This is a genomic window from Kribbella sp. CWNU-51, from assembly GCF_054073265.1.
Genome location: NZ_JBSXMZ010000059.1, coordinates 87,695 through 104,108, shown reverse-complemented (window position 1 = coordinate 104,108; position 16,414 = coordinate 87,695). Strand labels below are relative to the sequence as shown.

The window sequence follows — 16,414 nt, the reverse complement described above, 5'->3', positions numbered from 1 at the left end:
GGGAGATCGCGATCCGACGTCAGAGCTTGATGACGTAGGTGTTGTTGATCTTGTCCGCGAACGTCTGCCGCTTCTCGTCCCACAGCGGCCACAGGTAGCCGATGTAGCAGGCGAGGCTGTCCAGGAAGTGGGTGATCTGGCGCAGGAACGTCTTGCCCGCGCCGATCGGCTGGCCGGTGTCGGCGCCGACCAGCTTCAGACCGAGGACCTGCTTGCCCACGGTCTGTCCGGTGTTGCCCTGACGGATCACGATGTCCCAGATCGCCAGACCGATGCTGGCCAGGTAGAAGACCAGGGCCACGATGGTCACGGCCGAGTTGTGGGCGTTGGACAGCGCGCTCGCGATCCCGTACGGGATACCGATGATCAGGCCGTCGACGAGCCAAGCGCCGACCCGGTTCGGCCAGGCCGCCAGGTTGCCCGGGATCCCACCGAAACCACCCTGCTGTCCGTAGGCCTGCGGGTAGCCGGGCTGGCCATACGGCTGCCCATAGCCCGGCTGCTGACCGTACTGACCAGGCTGACCGTACTGACCAGGTTGACCGTACTGACCAGGCTGACCGGGCTGCTGCGGATAGCCGCCAGGCTGTTGTCCGTACTGCCCCGGCTGCGGCTGCCCGTAACCCGGCTGCTGCGTGTTGGCCGGCTGCGGCTGGCCGCCATAGCCGGGCTGCTGCCCGTACTGGCCCGGCTGCTGCGCGGGCTGTCCGTACTGGCCAGGCTGGCCGTACTGACCCGGCTGCTGTGAGTCTTGAGGGCCGTAACCCGGCGGCGGCGTCGGATTGCTCACGACGGTCCTTTCTCCTGATTGCTGTTGAGGGGACTTGCAGGTTAGTCGTCGGACGGCTCAGACCGGGCAACGGATCCCACGAGATCAGAGTTACCGTTGTCCGGTGAGCCTTTCGCTGAGCGTCGTACTCCGGCCGACCGGTCCGGTCCAGCCACTGGACCGGCGCGTGTGGGGCCTGACCGCGGTGGGAGTGGGCGGGTTCGGGCTGGCGGCCGTCTACCAGCTGTCCGGCGGGCAGATCGGTATTCCGTGCATTCTGCACGCGACCACGGGGCTGAACTGCCCGCTCTGTGGGTCGACCAGGATGGCGGCGGCTCTGCTGCGCGGCGATCTGGACGCCGCCTGGCACTTCAACCCGGTGGTGCTTGTCCTCGGCCCGCTCGTTGGTGTTGCCGTCGGCTACCAGTTGCTTGCCTGGTCGCTCGAATCGCTCCGGCTGGTCCGGCTGCCGCGGCTGACGATGAGCCCGCGGGTGGCCGACTGGCTGATCAAGGGCGTGATCGCGCTACTGGTCGTGTACGGCGTCGCCCGCAACCTGAACTGAATCAGCTGCTGTAGTAGTTCACGAACCCGCCGACGATCTGCAAGCCCAGCGAAACGATGCCACCGATCCAGGCAACCTTGGCCAGCGTGTCCGACCTGCCCTGCTCCCGGAACTTGCTCTGGGCAAGCAGGCCTAATGCGATCGAAACAATGCCACAACAGAACCAGCAGACGATGCCGATGATGGCGAGCACCTGCGGAGTGCTGCTCTGCGGGGCGGCGCCGTATCCGTAGCCGCCGGGCTGGCCGTACTGCCCGTAGGCGCCAGGCTGCTGACCGTACGACCCGGGCTGCTGACCATACTGGCCGTAGGGACCAGGCTGCTGCTGACCGTAGTCCGGCTGCTGCCCGTACTGACCCGGCTGTCCCGGGTAGCCGCCCTGACCGTACTGACCAGGCTGCTGCTGTTGCCCGTAGCCGGGCTGCTGCCCGTACTGGCCCGGCTGACCGTACTGGTCAGGCTGCTCCTGGCCGGGCTGGTTGTACGGGTTCGGCTGGTTATACGGGTTCGGCTGGCCGTACTGGCTCGGCGGTTGCTGCCCCGGGGTCTCGGGGGTGTCCTGCGGCCGGTTCGGGTCGTTCTGGTCGTCGCCCGGAGGCGTCGGAGTGCTCACCGCGGTCCCTTCTGAGAACGTCGAGGATCTCCGAAGGCTATCTTTTCCAGAGGTTCTCGGTCACGCACCCTCTCCGGATCCCGAACGCCTCGAACAGGTCCGGCCGCCGCGACGTGCTGTCGCGGCGGCCGGAGAGGTACCAGGCCCAACGGTCCGCCCGAGGGCTTCCGTCGTACGGCGGATCAGCCGAAGCGGCCGGTGATGTAGTCCTCGGTCGCCTTCTCGTTCGGGTTCGAGAAGATCATCTTGGTCGAACCCATCTCGATCAGCCGGCCCGGCTTACCGGTCGCGGCCAGGTTGAAGAATCCGGTTTGGTCCGACACCCGGGCCGCCTGCTGCATGTTGTGGGTGACGATGACGACGGTGAACTTGTCCTTCAGCTTCTCGATCAGGTCCTCGATCGCGAGCGTCGAGATCGGGTCCAGGGCCGAGCACGGCTCGTCCATCAGGATCACCTCGGGCTCGACCGCGATCGCCCGGGCGATGCACAGCCGCTGCTGCTGCCCACCGGACAGCCCGGCGCCGGGCTTGTCCAGCCGGTCCTTGACCTCGTTCCAGAGGTTGGCGCCGTGCAGGGACTGCTCGACCACCTCGGTGAGCTTCTTGCGCTCCTTGACACCGTTCAGCTTCAGGCCGGACGCGACGTTGTCGAAGATCGACATGGTCGGGAACGGGTTCGGCCGCTGGAACACCATGCCGACGACCCGGCGGACGGCGACCGGGTCGATGCCGGTGCCGTAGAGGTCCTGCTGGTCCAGCAGCACCTTCCCCTCGACCCGGGCGCCGGGGATCACCTCGTGCATCCGGTTCAGAGTGCGCAGGAAGGTGGACTTGCCGCAGCCGGACGGACCGATGAACGCCGTGACCGAGCGGGGCTCGATCGTCATCGACACGTCCTCCACAGCCTTGAAGTCGCCGTAGTAGACGTTGAGGCCGCTGACCTCGATGCGCTTAGCCATATCGACTCAGTACCTCTCGTGACTATTTCGACTTGACCGCGCTGAACCGGGCGATGACCCGGGCCAGCACGTTGAGGACAAGGACAAGCAGGATCAGCGTCAGCGCGGCCGCCCAGACCCGGTCCGCCGCCGGCTGCAGCGCCAGCTCGGTCCGGTCCTGGTTGATCATCGTCGGCAGCGCGCCCATGAACCCGTTGAACGGGTTCAGATTGATGTTCTTGGAGTAGCCGACCAGGATCAGCAGCGGCGCGGTCTCACCCATCACGCGGGCCAGGCCGAGCATCACGCCGGTGACGATGCCGCCGAACGCGGTCGGCACGACCACCTTCATGATCGTCTTCCACTTCGGGACGCCGAGTGCGTACGACGCCTCGCGTAACTCGTCGGGGACGAGCTTCAGCATCTCCTCCGTCGAGCGAAGTACGACGGGGAGCATCAGCAGCACCAGCGCGAGCGACACCGCAAACCCGACCCGGTTGAAGCCGAACACCGTGATCCAGACCGCGTAGATGAACAGCGCGGCGACGATCGACGGGACACCGGTGAGGATGTCGATCATGAAGCTGACCACGCGGGCGGCCTTGGTCCCCTTGCCGTACTCGACCAGGAAGATCGCGCCCATGACCGCGATCGGGACCGCGATGAGGGCGGTGATCAGGGCCATGATCAGCGTGCCCATAATCGCATGGTACGCGCCGCCGCCCTCGCGCCGGACCGTGATACCGCGCTGCGACTGGGTCCACCAGTCCGCACTCAGCAGGAGGTGGTAGCCCTTGCTGATGGTGGTGACGAGGATCCAGACCAGCGGGATCATCGCGAGGATGAAGGCCAGTCCGATGAGCACCGTGGCCAGCGTGTTCTTGAAGGCCCGAGCGCCCGACTTCCCGGACAGGTCCAGAGCCTGGCCGTCGAACGCCGGCTTGTTCTCAGCGATCGCGGTCATGACTTGGCTCCTTCGGCTGCGGCGGGTGCGTTCGTGGCGCGCTTGCGCCGGGGGCGGCGGCCACCGGGTCCGCTGCGGTCGACGATGATCCGGGCCGCGGAGTTGACCAGGAACGTGACCACGAACAGGACCAGACCGGCCGCGATGTAGGCACCGGTCTTCTCCGGCGAGTCGAACTCGGCGGCGTTGTTGGCGATCTTCGACGCGAACGTCTCGCCACCGGCGAAGATCGACGAGTTCCACGGGTCGTTGCCGTTCGGCACCGACAAGATGATCAGGACCGCGATGGTCTCACCGAGCGCGCGGCCGAGGCCGAGCATCGACGCGCTGACGACACCGGAACGCCCGTACGGCAGGACGGCCATCCGGATCATCTCCCACTTGGTCGAACCGAGGGCGAGGGCGCCCTCGCGATGCTCGATCGGGGTCTGCTGGAAGATCTCTCGGCTGATCGCGGTGACGACCGGCAGGATCATGATCGCCAGCACCACCGACGCGGTGAACACCACGCCGACGTCGTCGCCCTCCGGCTTCTCGAACAACGGAATCCAGCCGAGCGCGTCGGACAGGCCGTTGATCACCGGGCGCAGGAGCGGGGCGAAGAACAGGATGCCCCACAGGCCGTAGATGATCGACGGAACGGCGGCCAGCAAATCGACCGCGTACGCGACCGGCTGGGCCAGCCGTTTCGGCGCGTAGTAGGTGACGAACAGAGCGACCCCGATCGCGATCGGGACGGCGATCAGCATCGCGATGATCGAGCTGATCACGGTGGTGTAGAAGAGCGCGGCGATACCGAACCGGGGGTCGTCGCCACCCGGCTCCCAGATCCGGGAGAACAGGAAGCTGCTGTTGTTCTTCGCCAGCGCCGGAATCGCCAGCGCCAGCAGGAAGATACCGACGAACGCGACGATCGCGACCACCAGGCCGCCGGACCCGCGGGCCAGTCCGCCGAACAGCCGGTCGCCGAGGTGACCGACCGGGCCGAGGTCGAGCTTCGCTCCCGTCGCGCCGGCGTCGGCCGCCGCAGTCCCGGCCGCCGACTCGACTCCGGATTGGGTCATGGTCTCGGCGGCTTCGTGCTCGGCGTGCTCGTCGGCCAGGCCCTCGAACCGCGGGGTCGGCGTCGCGGGCTCGTGGACGAGATCCTCGATCCTGGGTTCGTCCGTGCCGGCCGCCTGCTCCGGGGTGTCGGCGGCCGCCTGGTCGGCGGCGGTGCCGTCGGGCCGGTCGGGCGGTTCCGTGCCGTCTGGACTACTCATCGATGGTGCTCCAAGCGCCTGGGTCGGGTGGTCAGGTCTGCTGCACGGTCTGCGCCGGCCGGGTCGAGGTCCGCCACGGTCTCGTCCGTTGCGGTCTGGCCCAGTTCGTCCGAACTGCTCCGGGTCCGACGAGGCGAAGCCCCGGCCGTCCTCCGATGACTCGGACCGGCCGGGGCTCGCATCACTGCTGCTTCGTCGTCAGCTGATCGGCTGACTCAGCTGATCGACTGGATGGCCGCGTCGACCTTGGTCCGGATGTCCTCCGGGAGCGGCGCGTAGTTCAGATCGGTCAGCGCGGCCTGGCCGTCCTTGCTGGCGAAGTAGGTCAGGAAGGACTTCACCAGCGCGGTCTTCTCGGCCGGCAGACCCTTGCTGCAGGCGATCTCGTAGGTGACCAGGATGATCGGGTACGCACCCGGAGCCTTGGTCGCGTAGTCGAGCTTCAGGGCCTGGTCCTGGCCGCCCTGGCTGGCCGGCTTGGCCGCGGCAAGCGCCTTGCCGGCGGAGTCGGCGGACAGCTCGATCGGGGTGCCCGAGCCGTTGTCGATCAGCGCGGTGCCGAGCTTGTTGTCGACCGCGTACGACCACTCGACGTACGTGATCGAGTTCTTGGTGCTCTTCACGGCCTCGGCGACACCCGCGGACTTCTCCTTGCCGGCGCCGGTGCCGGTCCACTTCTTGGCCGGCGTGCCCTTCCAGGCGCCACCGCCGGAGGCAGCCAGGTACTTGGTGAAGTTCTCGGTGGTGCCGGACTCGTCGGAGCGGAAGAACACCGAGATCGGAGCCGACGGCAGCGTGACGCCCGGGTTCAGCGCGGCGATCGCCGGGTCGTTCCAGGTCTTGATGGTGCCCTGGAAGATCTTGGCGGCGGTCGGGCCGTCCAGGATCAGCTTGTCCACGCCGTCGACGTTGTAGGAGATCGCGATCGGGCCGATCACCATCGGCAGGTTCAGCGCCGGGTTGTTCTGGCAGCGCTTCGCGGCCTGCGCCGCCTCAGACTGGGCACCGTCGGCGCCCGCGGTCTTGAGAGCCGAGTCCGATCCGGCGAAGTCGACCTGGGCCGCGTTGAACTGCTTGATACCCGCACCGGAACCGGTTGGGTTGTAGTTCACCGTGACGTCGGCGCACTTCGCGTTGTAGTTGCTGATGACTTCCTCGATGGCGTTCTTCTGCGCCGAGGAGCCCTCGCCGTTCAGGGTGCCTTGCGGGCACTCGGCTCCGGCACTGGAGGACGAACCTCCGGGGCTGGAGGAGCCGGACGGCGTCGGGTCACTGCCACAGGCGCTCAGAGCGAGGACGCCGAGGGATGCCACCGCGACGGAGCCGACGCGGAACAGGCGATTGACGGACACGAGAGTGTTGCCCTTCTGCGGGAATCAGACTTCTGAACTTCCACAGACGCTAAAGAGAGGAAGTGACCGACCGGTCCGTCGTCGGTGAACGAGTGGTGAACGGTTCCGGTAGGGTGTGCGACGCTTGGCGTGCCGCCAGGCGGCCAACAGGTGAACTGAGTTAGGTGCTGTGACTCTCCGTCGATCCAATCGCCTGTTGGCTCACGTTTCGGTAACGCTCAGCGCACCGCCAACGTGAACGACCGGCTCCCGGTGGTCTCGATCGGCAACCCGTAGTACGACATCTTCGGAACAGCCACACGGTAGTACGTCTTCGTGCCGCGCCCGGCGGCTCGCACGTACATGACCGCCTTCCCCTTCGTCACCGGCACCGTCAGCACACTCCGCCAGTACTTCCCGTCCCACCGCTGCAACGCACCCTTCACCGTGCCCGTGGGCCGCACATCAACGGTCAGCTTCACCATCTGCCCGACCTGCGCACTCGTCAGGTTGAACCCGGCCACAGCGAAGTTGGCCAGGGTCTTGGAGGAGCGTGCGGTGGTCGAGGAAGCCGGGGTCAGGATGATCTCGAGCTGGTCGACGCGAGCAGGGCGGCGACGATCGACGTCGCCAGGACGGCTTTTCGCATGCGGGGATCCCCAGGTCTGGACGCCTGGCGGTCACCCCTGCCGTCAGCGCGCTAGAAAATAGCGCATCCGGGGCAGTCGCAACGAGTTTCCTCACCTTCGTTGCAGCTTCCTGCAATCAGCTGGAGAAGTCCTCTGGGGCGACGCCGTCGAGGAACTTGCGGAAGCGTTCCAGCTCGGCCTGTTCCTCCTCGGGGGTGGCGACACCGGCTTCGCGGAGTACCCGTTCGGTGCAGCGGATCGGCGTACCGAGACGGACGGCCAGGGCGACCGAATCGCTCGGCCGGGCCGAGACCCGGGCGCCGTTGGCGAGCACGAGTTCGGCGTAGAAGACGGCGTCGCGCAGCTCGACGATCTCGACCGCCTCGATGTGTACGCCGAACGCCTGGATCAGATCGCGCATCAGGTCATGGGTGAGCGGCCGCGACGGACGCAGGCCCTGCTCCTCGTACGCGATCGCAGTCGCCTCGACCGAGCCGATCGAGATCGGCAGGTAGCGGTAGCCCTCGGTCTCGCGCAGCATCATCACCGGGGCCCGGTTGGGCGATTCCATCCGGATCCCGATCAGTGTCAGTTCTCGCATCATCGTCATGGTGCGCCCGAACCTCTCCTCAGACCGGCACCCGGTAGGGCGCCGGCTCCTCGAACAGGAACATACCCGTCAGTTCCAGTGTCACCCGGAGACACCATCTCCTGTGCCTGGATCGTCACCGACCCGTGTCACGGTGCACCGAATCGCTCGTGAACCACGCTGCCGTCGGCCAGTCGGTGCGCCGCCAGAAAGGCCCCGGTGGCGAACTTTCCGACCTTGAGCCCGAGCTCGCGGGCCAGCGCGGGGAGCACGGGCCGATGTGAGCACACCACCGTCACCTTGCCCGGCTTCCACGCCCGTTCGCCCAGTCCACGCAGGCCGTCCGGATCGGCGTCGTACCCACGCTCGGAGATCTCCGGCCACAAGTGGATGTGCCGATCGATCGAGACGGCGTACGGCGTCAGGGTCGCGGCACACCGATCCGCGTCACTGCTGATCAACCGGTCGGCCCCGATAGCGGCCAGAACGTCGCTGAGCCGATCGGCGACCGCCGCACCGGAGTGGGTGAGCGGACGAGCGTTGTCCTTGCCGTTCCAGTCCTTCCGTTTCACGGCCTCGGCATGACGGACCACCACCAACGTGGCGACGACTGGGATCACCCGGTCGAGCTCATCCAGGATCTCGACGTCGCGCGGATAGCTGAGTTTGCCGCGGGCCTTGTCCTCCGGGAGCCAGGTGATCTCGTCCACCTCGTCGTTCGGCTCGAAGGCGCTGTCGTCGGCCGCTGTGGCAGACCAGTAGTGCACCAGCTTCTGCGCGGTGCTGCCGTTCTTCCGGACCACATAGCGCTGCACACCGAGCGGTGGGCCGAGTATGACTTTCAGGCCGGTCTCTTCCTCGATCTCACGTCGTGCGGCGAGCAGTACGTGCTCGTGCGCGGTCAGCTTGCCTTTCGGGAGGGACCAGTCGTCGTACCGCGGCCGGTGCACCAGCAGCACCTGCCTGGTGCCGCGGCTCTCGCGCCAGACGACACCACCCGCGGCGATGACGGTCGCCGGGTTGCTCATGAATTCACCCTACGGAATGGGGTCTGCTGTTCGCCGTCGCCCACGCGTGGCGATGAGTCTTTCCTGAAGGTCGCGCAGTGGTTCGCCGTCCGGCCCGGTGAGCCTGGGCTGCCAGGTGTCGTCGGAGTGCAGCCACCACGAGCCAGTGCCCTCGTCCATGGCCAGGTTGAACATCTCGTCGAGCTCGGTGACGTGATCGGGCTCCTTCAGTTGCACGAGCACCTCGACCCGGCGGTCCAGGTTGCGGTGCATCAGGTCGGCCGAGCCGATCCACACCTCCGGCTCACCGCCGTTCTCGAACAGGAACACGCGGCTGTGCTCGAGGAACCGGCCCAGGATGCTGCGGACCTTGATGTTCTCGGACAGGCCCGGGATTTCGGGCCGGATCGTGCAGATGCCACGGATCCACAGCTCCACGGGTACGCCGGCCTGTGACGCCCGGTAGAGCGCGTCACTCAGGGCCTCGTCGACCAGGCTGTTCACTTTGATCCGGACCCTCGCCGGCCGGCCGGCCAGGTGGTGCTGGATCTCTCGCTCGATCCGCTCCACGAGCCCCCGCCGTACCGACTGGGGTGCGACCAGGATCCGCCGGTAGCCGGCGCTGCGACCGAAGCCGGACAGGTGGTTGAACAGATGCGCGATGTCCTCGGTGACGACCTTGTCGCTGGTGAGCAGACCGAGATCCTCGTACAGCCTGGCGGTCTTGGGGTGGTAGTTGCCGGTGCCGATGTGAGCGTAGCGGCGCAGGCCGTCCGGCTCGTCGCGCACGACCAGCGACAGCTTGCAGTGCGTCTTGAGGCCGATCACGCCGTACACGACATGGCAGCCGGCGTGCTCCAGCTGACGGGCCCACTTGATGTTCGCCTGCTCGTCGAAGCGGGCCTGGATCTCCACCAGCACCAGCACCTGCTTGCCGGACTCGGCGGCGTCGATCAGCGCGTCCACGATCGGTGAGTCACCGGAGGTCCGGTAGAGCGTTTGCTTGATTGCGAGCACATGCGGGTCGGCGGCGGCCTGCTCGATGAACCGCTGCACACTCGTCGAGAAGGAGTCGTACGGGTGGTGCACGAGGACGTCGCGCTGCTTCAGGGCGTAGAACATGTCCGCCGGGTTGGCCGTCTCGACCTCCGACAGGTGCGGATGGGTCGACGGCACGAAGCCCGGGTACTTCAGCTCGGCCCGGTCCAGGCTCGCGATCGTGAACAGGCCGCGGAGGTCCAGCGGGCCGGGCAGCTCGAACACCTCGGCTTCGGTGACACCCAGCTCGGACAGCAGCAGCGCCCGCACCTGGGGGTCGATCGACTCCTCGACCTCGAGCCGGACCGGCGGACCGAACCGGCGGCGCAGCAGCTCCTTCTCGAGCGCGGCCAGCAGGTTCTCGGCGTCGTCCTCCTCGACCTCGAGATCCTCGTTGCGAGTGACCCGGAAGGTGTGGTGTTGGGTGACCTCCATGCCCGGGAACAGCTGGCCCAGGTGCGTGGCGATGACGTCCTCAAGTGGGACGAACCGGCCCTCGGCGACCCGCACGAACCGCGGCAGCAGCGGCGGCACCTTGACCCTGGCGAAATGCTCGCCGCCGCTGTCGGGGTTGCGGACCACGACAGCCAGGTTCAGGCTCAGGCCGGAGATGTAGGGGAACGGGTGCGACGGGTCGACCGCCAGCGGCGTCAGCACCGGGAAGACGCGGTCCCGGAAGAACCGGGTCATCTCCTCGCGCTCGCTGTGCTCGAGCTCGTCCCACCGCAGGATGTCGATGCCCTGCTCGGTCAGCGCCGGCTGGACCACCTTCCGCCAGGTCTCCGCCTGCCGGTCCATCAGCTCGCGGCTGCGGCTCAGGCTCCGGTCGAGCACCTCGCGCGGCAGCAGCCCGCTGGCCGCCCGCACCGCGACACCGGCCGCGATCCGGCGCTTCAGACCGGCGATCCGGACCATGTAGAACTCGTCCAGGTTGCTGGCGAAGATGGCCAGGAACTTGGCCCGCTCGAGCAGCGGAATCCGGTCGTTCTCGGCCAGTTCGAGGACTCGCTGGTTGAACGCGAGCCAGCTCAGCTCGCGATCGGAAAAACGGTCAGCCGGAAGGTCGCCGGCCGCCGCGATGTCGTACGGCGGCTCGACGTCGTACTCCCGGTTATGCGACGCCAGCAAGTCTCCAGCCACATCAACCAGCATCCCATCCTTTGGTGAACAAGGGGTAGCCGTCTCGCGGGTCCCTGGATGTGACGTTTCCGTTGCCTCGACGCCCGTGTCCGTGGTCGCTGTTGCTAGCGTCACTCCTTGTGAACCCACGACTGGACTCGGCGCTCCGAGGCGCGGTGGCCGCCGTACAGGCGAACGCCCTGACCCCGCTGTTCGCGCTGCCGACCGCCGTCCGGCGCCGGCTGGCCGGCCCGCCGATCCAGATCGACGGCAACACGCTCGACCCCGAGCTGCAGCTGCTCCTCCGGGTAAAAGGCTTGTTGCCGAATACAACGAAATCCGACGCGGCCGTGGCCCGAGCGCACCTGAAGTACCTGTGCATGCTCGTTGCCGGACGGCCGGTCGGACTACAGCGCGTGACCGAGCTGACCGTTCGCGGCGCCGACGGCCAGCTGGGCGCCCGGCTGTACGTCCCGCGCGACGCCGGCCGCGGGCTCTTGGTCTTCTTCCACGGCGGCGGCTGGGTCGTCGGCGACCTCGAAACCCACGACCCGCTCTGCCGGGCGCTGGCCTCCGATGCCGGCATCAGGGTCCTGGCGGTCGACTACCGCCTCGCTCCCGAGGCGCCGGCCCCGACCGCCGCAGAGGACGCGATCGCCGCCTTCACCTGGGCCGTCGAGCATGCCGAGGACCTCGGCGTCGATCCGTCCCTGGTCGCGGTCGGCGGCGACAGCGCCGGCGGCAACCTGGCCGCGGTCGTCGCCCAGCAGACCGTGCGCCGCAACCTCCCGCAGCCCGCCCTGCAGGTCCTCCTCTACCCAGGCCTCGACCTGGTCGGCCGCCGCCCCAGCCGGGACCTCTTCCCCGAGGGCTTCATCCTCACCGAGGACGACATCATCTGGTACCGCGACCACTACACGCCGGACCCCTTGATCCGCCCGAACCCGTTGGTCTCCCCGATGCTGGCCGAGGACCTCACCGGCCTACCCCCCACATACCTCACCACCGCCGGCTTCGACCCCCTCCGCGACGAAGGCAACGACTACGCCCAAGCCCTCATGTCCGCCGGCAACCACCTCACCCACGTCCCCCACCCCTCCCTGACCCACGGTTACGCCAACCTCCTGAACATCCCCGGCACAACCCGAGAAGCCCACACCCACCTCGCAAACCACCTGAAATCCGCCTTGCACTAGCCCGGGGCTTTCATGGTGATGTCGTGTCCTTGAACTGAAAGGTGCTCCTGACCAGCGACGATGTGGTTTGTCTAGGACCATGTCGTACGCAATCGAGGAGCACCTTCGAGGTGAAGAGTACCGGGTTGTATCCGTGTGTCCGCGTTGATGCGGCCGGTTCGGGTGTGGTGTCGCAGGCTGGTGGCCTGTTGCTCATCGAGGCGGTCCGGGTCAGCGGCCTGGTCGCGGAGTTGTCGCGGGAGTTGGCGCCGTGGCGCAAACCGTTGGCGAGGCACGATCCGGCCAAGGTCGTCACCGATCTCACGATCATGCTCGGGTTGGGTGGGGACTGCCTTGCCGATATCGCGGTACTGCGTGGCGAGGCGAGCCTGTTCGGTCCGGTCGCTTCGGATCCGACGGTGTCGCGGACAGTCGATGCGCTGGCCGGCGGCGTCGAGGGGGCGCTGAAAGCGATCAACGCTGCGAGGGCCGTGGCTCGGGCGCGGGTGTGGGCGCTGGCCGGTGGCCACGCACCCGACGCCGGTCGCGATGGCGGTGATCCGCTGATCGTCGACCTCGACGCGACCTTGGTGGGTGCGCACAGCGACAAGCAGGGTGCGGCGCCAACCTTCAAGCGGGGTTACGGATTCCACCCCTTGTGCGCGTTCGTCGACCACGGACCCGACGGATCCGGTGAACCACTGGCGGTCATGTTGCGGCCCGGCAATGCCGGATCGAACACCGCCGCCGACCACATCACCGTCGTCCGCGACGCCCTCAAACAGCTACCGTCCTATCGGGCCGGGACCCGGCCCGGACGCAAGGTGCTGATCCGTACCGACGCGGCCGGCTGCACCCACGAGTTCCTCGACTGGCTCGTCACCCAGCGGTTGTCGTACTCGGTCGGGTTCACCCTGCCCGACGACTTCGCCCAGGCGCTGCCGCGGATCCCGAAGCAGGCCTGGACACCGGCGATCGACAGCGACGGCCGGGTCCGCGACGGTGCCTGGGTCGCCGACGTCACCGCCCTGCTCAACTTGTCGAAATGGCCGGCCGGGATGCGGGTCATCGTCCGCAAGGAACGCCCCCACCCCGGTGCCCAACTGCGCCTCACCGACGTGGACGGGCACCGGATCACCGCGTTCGCGACCAACACGCCCCGCGGGCAACTCGCCGATCTCGAACTACGCCACCGCCGCCGGGCCCGCGCCGAAGACCGGATCCGCTGCGCCAAAGACACCGGACTCAGGAACCTGCCACTGCACGACTTCGCTCAGAACCAGATCTGGTGCGCGATCGTCGCCCTGGCCTGCGAACTCACCACCTGGATGCAGCTACTCGCGTTCACCGATACCGACGGCACCACCCATGAGGCGCGCCGGTGGGAACCCAAACGCCTACGCCTGCGGCTGTTCTCGACCGCCGCAAGGCTCGCCCGGACCGGCCGCCGCACCATCGTGCACCTCGCCCGCAACGCAGCCTGGACCACCCTGCTGCACACCGGCCTCACCCAGCTCCGCGCCCTCACCACACCCGGCTAGCCACACCCCCACCCATCACTGCGATCGCACAACCCGGCCCGTGGAACCGGCGCCCACCCGAGACGACACTCGGGTCCCCGTCCTACCCGACTGTAAGAATCAACCCCGCACACCGCGCTCCCAAGCCGACACCGCAGCGCACGACGGAGTCACGAAAGATCCGGGCTAGTTAGGCGGATCCACCAATACCGGGACCGCCTCACGGACCTGCAATGGAGTGGCGGGGCCGGTGACCGGGACGGTGCCGTCGACGTACTGCCACCCGGTATTGGCGACGTTGAAACGGGCCGCATAGTTGGTCGTCAGGGTCAGACTGACTGCGCCGCGCCTCATGTACTTGTGCGTGATCTCCTTCGACGGGTAGGGCTGACCAGGCGTACTGGTCGTCAACGCCGGCGTACCGTCACCGAAATTCCAGGTATAGCTGATCGGCGTGGCTTCAACCGCAACGGGGAACCCCAGCAAAGTAATGGTGGTCGTCGACACCTTGCTCTCATCGGTGTAAACGATGGTGTCAAGATTCACCAACGTCCGCCCCCGCGGCTGCACCTTCACCGCCAACTCCGGAAACAACACCACCTTCGACTCCGCCAATACCTGCCCCCAAGTCACATCCTGAGGCCGAGCCCGCACAACCACAGGCAACCTCCGCCGAGCAGCCGTCGTCTCCTGAGGCACCACCGGCTGACACCAGTTCGGCCCAGGCACGGTCCCATCCGGCTGCACCCGCCCACAAATCCCGATGTTGAGGCGAAAATCGCGGCGGCTTGTTTCAGAGGTTCCAGCCCTCCGCTCCCTCGGTGGAGCAGAGTTCGATACTCGGTTCGGTTGGTTCGCACCCTTGGGTTTCGGCGGCGGGTCTTCGTCCAGCCGGGAACTCTGGTGCTTAGTCGTGCCTTTGAGGCGCAACCCCTCGCGCTCGGGCGTCCCAGTTGTAGCCGGTGGTTTCGGCTTCTTCGGCTTCGGCGAAGGCTTGGCTGTTACAGCGCTCGCCGGCGCCGCCTCTACTCCGGGCGCGGCATGCGCCGGGTCTCCGAGCAAGATCAGTGGCCCGACGGCCAATCCGGCAATCAGCGCCCTTCGGATCTTGGTAATCATCGGGCTGCGAGCTTGATCTCGTACATGATCCAGTTGCCCCCATTGGGCGACAATGCGATCTGTTCTGCGTAGCTCCCAGGCTTGCTTGTGACCGCCTTCGCCGATGGCGAATCCTTCGTCGTGTACGAACCAACGGTCACGTTTGCGGAGCCGGCGAGGCGACCGCTCTCTCTGCGGATCAGCTCGCTCACCTCGGTCACACGTTCGACGTAGTCACCGCTGAGGCCCCCATTGGCAGCGTTGACCTTCGCTGCGAAGTCGGCGTACTGCTTGCAGCCCTCACAGCCGGCCTCGCTCGCTGCGAGGAGTGGAGCGCCGTCGCCGGTCCGCGACGCGTAGTTCATGAGGTCGATGTAGTGCCGGACGAACGATTCAGCAGCGGCCAGCGAGAGACCGTTTGCGGTGGCAGGTCGCCCCGGAGGACCCGTGGGCGAGCTCGGTTGTCCGCTGGCAGACGGCGCAGACGTGGCTGTCTGAGAGTTCGACCCGGTCGGCGGACTCGTGTTGGGGCGGCCGGCTTCGGGGCTTTTGGAGGTGCAGGCGGTTAGGAGCAGGGCTGTTGCCAGGCAGGTCAGTAGCGGGGCGGCTGGCCTGTTGCGGTTAGTCACCTTCGTCACCTCTCCGTAGTCGACCTGATCGTAGTCGGGGGTGGGAGCGGGTGGGGATGTCAAAGGTGCAGGTGTGGATAAGTGGTGGGGGCCAGGAGCCGTCCGGCTGGGGGGTTAGAGGCGCGGACGGCTCCTGGTTGGTGATGGGACGGGCCGGCCGGCGGATTATGACGTGAAGTGAGGGAGTGGTTTCGCTGTGATGTCGTTCACAGGGCGCTGGAGGGGGCGTACTGGACATCCAGGGCGGCTGTGGTGAAGCCGAGGGCGTTGTAGAGGGACCGTGCTGCGGTGTTGGTGCCGTCTACGTAGAGGACGACGGTGTCGAGGTCGCGGTCTTCCTGGAGGTGGTGGAGGCCTTGGAGGGTGAGGGCCTTTCCCAGGCCGCTGCCCTGGTGGGTGGGGGAGACGCCTACCACGTAGACCTCGCCGACGCCGTCCTCGACCTTCGACCAGTGGAAGCCGGCCAGAGCTCCGGTGCTGGAGTCCACGGCCAGGAAGAAGCCGTTCGGGTCGAACCACGGCTGCTGCAGGCGTTCTGCCAAGTCAGCCGCCGTCCAGCTGCCCTGCTCGGGGTGGTCCGCAAAGGCCTCGCTGTTCACCTTCAGCCAGGCCGCGTCGTCCTGTCCGGGCACAAACGTCCGTACGGCGATCCCGTCCGGCCACACCGGGTCGGGGAGAGATGCCCTGGTACGGCGAAGGAAGTACAGCTCTCGTGTGACCTCCAGACCGAGTCGATTCGCCAACTCGTCGGAGCCAGGCAGTCGTCCGTGTGCCCACACGCGGATCCGGTCGCCGCCGTGATCGAGCAGCATGCGGAGTAGCGCCGTACCGGTGCCATGGCGTCTGGCTGTTGGGGTGACCACCAACTCGGCCGAGCCATCTGGTGCGAGAGCGCCGTACCCAATGAGGTTTCGGGCGCTCTGCAGGCCGGTGACCTCGATCGTGCCCGGCTCGCCCTCGTACGCGAGTACGTGCAGGTCGCCTGGGTGTTCGCCGTCGAGGTGGAGCAGGGTGCGCTCGGAGAGTGGGTGGACGCCGTCGCTCTGTGCTGCTGAGCGGGCGAGTTCCGTGACGGCGGCGGCAGTAGCCGAGGGCAACGGTGAGGGTACGGCTTCGAGAGTCACGGGAATACCGTAAAAGGTCCTGGTCAGTTCATGCTCAAGTCCTT

Annotated in this window: 16 protein-coding genes; 3 read left to right on the top strand and 13 right to left on the bottom strand. The window is 67.2% G+C overall.

Annotated elements, in window-relative coordinates; genetic code table 11:
• Nucleotides 1–19: 19 nt before the first annotated feature.
• Nucleotides 20–790: an RDD family protein gene (locus tag ACXC9Q_RS40250; RefSeq protein ID WP_457062147.1), complete on the bottom strand. Its 771-nt coding sequence runs from the start codon at nucleotides 788–790 to the stop codon at nucleotides 20–22.
• Nucleotides 791–893: 103 nt separating this feature from the next.
• Between ACXC9Q_RS40250 and ACXC9Q_RS40245 the strand changes: the two genes are divergently transcribed.
• Entirely contained in the window at nucleotides 894–1,334 is a 441-nt protein-coding gene (locus ACXC9Q_RS40245) for a DUF2752 domain-containing protein (RefSeq protein WP_405071013.1), read from the top strand.
• Nucleotide 1,335: 1 nt separating this feature from the next.
• Here the strand turns inward: ACXC9Q_RS40245 and ACXC9Q_RS40240 are convergent, their stop codons facing one another.
• From ACXC9Q_RS40240 to ACXC9Q_RS40200, 9 genes are all read right to left on the bottom strand, one after another.
• Nucleotides 1,336–1,947 (bottom strand): DUF4190 domain-containing protein, encoded by a 612-nt coding sequence (locus ACXC9Q_RS40240; protein WP_457062145.1) that lies wholly within the window; start codon nucleotides 1,945–1,947, stop codon nucleotides 1,336–1,338.
• A gap of 182 nt (nucleotides 1,948–2,129) precedes the next feature.
• Complete coding sequence (gene pstB / locus ACXC9Q_RS40235) at nucleotides 2,130–2,906, bottom strand: phosphate ABC transporter ATP-binding protein PstB (protein ID WP_457062143.1); 777 nt, start codon at nucleotides 2,904–2,906, stop codon at nucleotides 2,130–2,132.
• A 22-nt stretch (nucleotides 2,907–2,928) separates the two neighbouring features.
• The gene (gene pstA, locus ACXC9Q_RS40230; protein ID WP_457062141.1) at nucleotides 2,929–3,849 is read right to left on the bottom strand and encodes a phosphate ABC transporter permease PstA; all 921 of its coding nucleotides are present in this window, start codon (nucleotides 3,847–3,849) and stop codon (nucleotides 2,929–2,931) included.
• Entirely contained in the window at nucleotides 3,846–4,913 is a 1,068-nt protein-coding gene (pstC, locus tag ACXC9Q_RS40225; protein ID WP_457062270.1) for a phosphate ABC transporter permease subunit PstC, read from the bottom strand. Before pstC ends, pstA begins: the two co-directional genes overlap by 4 nt.
• Before the next feature lie 413 nt (nucleotides 4,914–5,326).
• A complete protein-coding gene (gene pstS, locus ACXC9Q_RS40220; protein WP_457062140.1) occupies nucleotides 5,327–6,463 on the bottom strand; it encodes a phosphate ABC transporter substrate-binding protein PstS in 1,137 nt (378 codons plus the stop codon).
• A gap of 218 nt (nucleotides 6,464–6,681) precedes the next feature.
• Entirely contained in the window at nucleotides 6,682–6,927 is a 246-nt protein-coding gene (locus ACXC9Q_RS40215; protein ID WP_457062139.1) for a hypothetical protein, read from the bottom strand.
• A 280-nt stretch (nucleotides 6,928–7,207) separates the two neighbouring features.
• A complete protein-coding gene (locus ACXC9Q_RS40210; protein ID WP_457062137.1) occupies nucleotides 7,208–7,681 on the bottom strand; it encodes a bifunctional nuclease family protein in 474 nt (157 codons plus the stop codon).
• 128 nt (nucleotides 7,682–7,809) lie between these two features.
• Nucleotides 7,810–8,688: an NUDIX hydrolase gene (locus ACXC9Q_RS40205; RefSeq protein ID WP_457062135.1), complete on the bottom strand. Its 879-nt coding sequence runs from the start codon at nucleotides 8,686–8,688 to the stop codon at nucleotides 7,810–7,812.
• A 9-nt stretch (nucleotides 8,689–8,697) separates the two neighbouring features.
• Nucleotides 8,698–10,857, bottom strand: coding sequence for an RNA degradosome polyphosphate kinase (locus ACXC9Q_RS40200; protein ID WP_457062133.1), 2,160 nt, complete (start codon nucleotides 10,855–10,857; stop codon nucleotides 8,698–8,700).
• Nucleotides 10,858–10,964: 107 nt separating this feature from the next.
• On the opposite strand from ACXC9Q_RS40200, the gene ACXC9Q_RS40195 reads away from it, so the two are divergent.
• Together ACXC9Q_RS40195 and ACXC9Q_RS40190 are read left to right on the top strand one after the other, a co-directional pair.
• Nucleotides 10,965–12,020, top strand: a complete 1,056-nt coding sequence (locus ACXC9Q_RS40195) for an alpha/beta hydrolase (RefSeq protein ID WP_457062131.1) — start codon at nucleotides 10,965–10,967, stop codon at nucleotides 12,018–12,020.
• 110 nt (nucleotides 12,021–12,130) lie between these two features.
• Nucleotides 12,131–13,540 (top strand): IS1380 family transposase, encoded by a 1,410-nt coding sequence (locus tag ACXC9Q_RS40190; protein ID WP_457062129.1) that lies wholly within the window; start codon nucleotides 12,131–12,133, stop codon nucleotides 13,538–13,540.
• Nucleotides 13,541–13,705: 165 nt separating this feature from the next.
• Here the strand turns inward: ACXC9Q_RS40190 and ACXC9Q_RS40185 are convergent, their stop codons facing one another.
• The 3 genes from ACXC9Q_RS40185 to mshD form a co-directional block, all read right to left on the bottom strand.
• On the bottom strand, nucleotides 13,706–14,638 hold the full coding sequence (locus tag ACXC9Q_RS40185) for a PKD domain-containing protein (RefSeq protein WP_457062127.1): 933 nt from the start codon (nucleotides 14,636–14,638) through the stop codon (nucleotides 13,706–13,708).
• Nucleotides 14,635–15,246, bottom strand: a complete 612-nt coding sequence (locus ACXC9Q_RS40180; protein ID WP_457062268.1) for a DUF6318 family protein — start codon at nucleotides 15,244–15,246, stop codon at nucleotides 14,635–14,637. The genes ACXC9Q_RS40185 and ACXC9Q_RS40180 overlap by 4 nt, the downstream gene beginning before the upstream one ends.
• A 206-nt stretch (nucleotides 15,247–15,452) precedes the next feature.
• A complete protein-coding gene (gene mshD, locus ACXC9Q_RS40175) occupies nucleotides 15,453–16,370 on the bottom strand; it encodes a mycothiol synthase (protein ID WP_457062125.1) in 918 nt (305 codons plus the stop codon).
• Between the last annotated feature and the right edge of the window lie 44 nt (nucleotides 16,371–16,414).